This is a genomic window from Bradyrhizobium sp. P2_E8 (assembly GCF_056403875.1).
Window position 1 is genome coordinate 1 of sequence record NZ_JBFUES010000731.1, and the last position, 3,982, is coordinate 3,982.

Annotated in this window: 4 protein-coding genes; all 4 read left to right on the forward strand. The window is 65.4% G+C overall.

The window, feature by feature from the left end; all coding sequences use genetic code 11:
• A partial coding sequence (locus AC1D00_RS30575) for a pyruvate dehydrogenase complex dihydrolipoamide acetyltransferase (protein ID WP_477013231.1) occupies nucleotides 1–1,183 on the forward strand: 1,183 nt, incomplete at its 5' end.
• Nucleotides 1,184–1,191: 8 nt separating this feature from the next.
• Nucleotides 1,192–1,425: a hypothetical protein gene (locus AC1D00_RS30580; RefSeq protein ID WP_135175243.1), complete on the forward strand. Its 234-nt coding sequence runs from the start codon at nucleotides 1,192–1,194 to the stop codon at nucleotides 1,423–1,425.
• Nucleotides 1,426–1,442: 17 nt separating this feature from the next.
• The gene (gene lpdA / locus AC1D00_RS30585) at nucleotides 1,443–2,864 is read left to right on the forward strand and encodes a dihydrolipoyl dehydrogenase (protein ID WP_477013232.1); all 1,422 of its coding nucleotides are present in this window, start codon (nucleotides 1,443–1,445) and stop codon (nucleotides 2,862–2,864) included.
• 134 nt (nucleotides 2,865–2,998) lie between these two features.
• The coding region (locus AC1D00_RS30590; protein ID WP_477013233.1) for a threonine synthase at nucleotides 2,999–3,982 on the forward strand (984 nt) is incomplete at its 3' end.

Sequence of the window (3,982 nt, forward strand, 5' to 3'; positions counted from 1 at the left end):
GGGCACGATCGCCAAGATCCTCGTGCCCGAGGGCACGCAGGACGTCCCGGTCAACGACGTGATCGCCGTACTCGCTGGTGAGGGCGAAGACGTGAAGGCCGCCGGCGCCGCCAAGCCCAGCGCATCAGCGGCGCCGCCGAAGGCCGCCGAAGCACCGGCTGCAGCGCCAGCACCCGCGCCGGCTGCACCGAAGGCAGCGCCGGCTCCTGCCACCGCGCCGGCTTCAGCTCCCGCGGCACAGGCCAACGGGCAGGGCGGCCGCGTGTTCTCCTCGCCGCTCGCGCGGCGCCTCGCCAAGGACGCCGGCATCCAGATCGCGGCCATCAACGGCACCGGCCCGCACGGTCGTGTCGTCGCCCGCGACGTCGAGCAGGCCAAGTCCGGCAAGGGCCTCAAGGCGCCCGCCGCAGCGCCGTCGGGCGCGCCCGCGATCGCGCCGACCATGTCGGACAAGCAGATCCTGTCGCTGTTCGAGCCGGGCTCCTACGACATCGTCCCGCACGACGGCATGCGCCGCACGATTGCCCAACGTTTGACCGCGTCGATCCAGAACGTCCCGCACTTCTACCTCACCATCGACTGCGACATCGGCAAGCTGCTCGCTGCGCGCGAGGAGATCAATGCGGCTGCTCCCAAGGACAAGGAGAAGAAGCCGCTCTACAAGATCTCGGTCAATGACTTCGTGATCAAGGCGATGGCGGTCGCGCTGCAGAAGATCCCGAACTGCAATGTGAGCTGGACCGAAAGCGGCATGGTCAAGCATCACCATTCCGACGTCGGCGTCGCCGTGGCGATGCCCGGCGGCCTGATCACGCCGATCATCCGGAAAGCGGAGACCAAGACGCTCTCCACCATCTCCAACGAGATGAAGGATTTTGCCGCGCGCGCCCGCTCGCGCAAGCTCAAGCCCGAGGAATACCAGGGCGGCACGACCGCCGTTTCCAACCTCGGCATGTACGGCATCAGCCACTTCACCGCCGTGATCAACCCGCCGCACGCGACCATCCTCGCGGTCGGCACCAGCGAAGAACGGCCCGTGGTGCGGAATGGCAAGATCGAGATCGCGCACATGATGAGCGTGACCTTGTCCTGCGATCACCGCGCCATCGACGGCGCGCTCGGCGCCGAGCTGATCGGCGCGTTCAAGCAGTTGATCGAAAATCCCGTCATGATGATGGTCTGAGATGGCGCATGAGGACGCGCTGGCCCTGGATCTCGATGCTGGTGTCGCTGATCCTCACGCTCAATCCGTTCGGCCTCGAAATCGTTGAGGCCGCCTTCTTCGCCGGCGAGGCGCTGTCGCGCAGCATCTGGGCACCGATCGCGCTAACCATCTTTGCCGTCATGGCGGCGGTCATTCTCTCGGAATGGCTGATCAGAATTTACATTCTCAATCGCCGCGCCCGCGGCGCAACGACCGCTTGAGTTGAACGGGAGCCGCCATGGCCGATACATCCTTCGACATCATCATCATCGGCTCCGGTCCCGGCGGCTATGTCACCGCGATCCGCGCCGCCCAGCTCGGCTTCAAGGTCGCGATCGTCGAAAAATCCTACCTCGGCGGCATCTGCCTGAACTGGGGCTGCATCCCGACCAAGGCATTGCTGCGCTCCGCCGAGATCTACCACTACATGCAGCACGCCAAGGATTACGGCCTGTCGGCCGAGAAGGTCTCGTTTGACCCGAAGGCCGTGGTGCAGCGCTCGCGCGGCGTCTCCAAGCGCCTGAACGACGGCGTCGGCTTCCTGATGAAGAAGAACAAGGTCAGCGTGATCTGGGGCGCCGCCTCGATCGACGCGCCCGGCAAGGTCACCGTGAAGAAGTCCGACGTCGAGGCGCCGAAGGGCACGCTGGGCGAGGGGACTTACCAGGCCAAGCACATCATCGTCGCGACCGGCGCGCGGCCGCGCGTGCTGCCGGGGCTCGAGCCCGACAAGAAGCTGATCTGGACCTATTTCGAGGCGATGGTGCCGGAGCGGATGCCGAAGTCGCTGCTGGTCGTCGGCTCCGGCGCGATCGGCATCGAGTTCGCCTCGTTCTTCCACACCAWGGGCTCCGACGTCACCGTGGTCGAGGTGCTGCCGCAGATCCTGCCCGTCGAGGACGCGGAGATCGCGGGCCTTGCCCGCAAGCGCCTGGAGAAGCAGGGCATCAAGATCATGTCCTCGACCAAGGTGACCAAGCTGGAGAAGAAGGCCGACAGCGTCGTCGCCACCATCGACGACGGCAAGGGCAAGCCTGTGACCACCGAGTTCGAGCGCGTGATCTCGGCGGTCGGCGTCGTCGGCAACATCGAGAATCTCGGCCTCGAAAAGCTCGGCGTCAAAACCGACCGCGGCTGCATCGTCATCGACGGTTACGGCAAGACCAACATCCCCGGCATCTACGCCATCGGCGACGTCGCAGGTCCCCCCATGCTCGCGCACAAGGCCGAGCATGAGGGCGTGATCTGCGTCGAGGCGATCAAGGGCCTGCATCCGCATCCCATGGACAAGAACATGATCCCGGGCTGCACCTACTGCCAGCCGCAGGTCGCCTCCGTCGGTTTGACGGAAGCCAAGGCCAAGGAGAACGGCCGCGAGATCCGCGTCGGCCGCTTCCCCTTCGTCGGCAACGGCAAGGCGATCGCGCTCGGCGAGGACCAGGGCCTGGTCAAGGTGATCTTCGACAAGAAGACCGGCCAGCTTCTCGGCGCCCACATGGTCGGCGCGGAGGTCACCGAGCTGATCCAGGGCTACGTCGTCGCCATGAATCTGGAGACGACGGAAGAAGAGCTGATGCACACGGTATTCCCGCATCCGACCCTGTCGGAGATGATGAAGGAAGCCGTGCTGGATGCGTATGGACGGGTGTTGAATATCTAGCGGTACTCGCCACTCGTCATGCGCGGGCTTGACCCGCGCATCCATCAAGCGAAGCGCTCTTCAAGGGATGGATTGCCGGGTCAAGCCCGGCAATGACAGTCAGAAAGTCGCGGACACAAGAAGAAGGCAGATCCATGCACGATAACGACAACCTCACCATCGAACGCCCGACCTTCGTCACCCATCTCGAATGCGCGATGGAAGGCGATCATTACGCCGCCGACCAGGTCCACAACCTCTCCAAGGCCGGCAAGCCGCTGCTGGTGCGCTACGACCTCGCGGGCGTGAAGAAGGCGCTGACCAAGGATGCACTCGCGCAACGCCCCGCCGACATGTGGCGCTACCGCGAGCTGCTGCCGGTGCGCAGATGCCAGGACATCGTCTCGCTCGGCGAGGTGACGACGCCGCTGATCCGGCTGCCGAAGCTCGGGAAGAAGCTCGGTGGCGGCGAGATCATCGTGAAGGACGAGGGGCGGCTGCCGACCGGCTCGTTCAAGGCGCGCGGTCTGGTGATGGCGGTGTCGATGGGCAAGGCGCTCGGCATCAAGCACATGGCGATGCCGACCAACGGCAATGCCGGTGCGGCGCTCGCGGCCTATGCAACGTCCTGCGGCATCAAGACCACGATCTTCTGCCCGGCCGACACGCCCGAGGTGAACGTCAGCGAGATCGAGCTCCAGGGCGCGACCGTCTACCGCGTCAACGGCTATATCGACGATTGCGGCAAGATCGTCGGCGAGGGCAAGGCGAAGGTCGGCTGGTTCGACACGTCYACGCTCAAGGAGCCGTACCGCATCGAAGGCAAGAAGACGATGGGCCTCGAGCTCGCCGAGCAGCTCGGTTGGGACGTGCCCGACGTGATCTTCTATCCGACCGGCGGCGGCACCGGCCTGATCGGCATGTGGAAGGCCTTCGACGAGCTCGAGAAGATCGGCTTCATCGGCTCAAAACGCCCGCGCATGGTCGCGGTGCAGGCCTCCGGCTGTGCGCCGATGGTGCGGGCCTATGAGGCCGGCACGGAGCACGCGACGCGCTGGGAGGACGCCCACACCATCGCGTCGGGCATCCGCGTGCCGCAGGCGATCGGCGATTTCCTGATTTTGCGCGCGGTGCGAGAG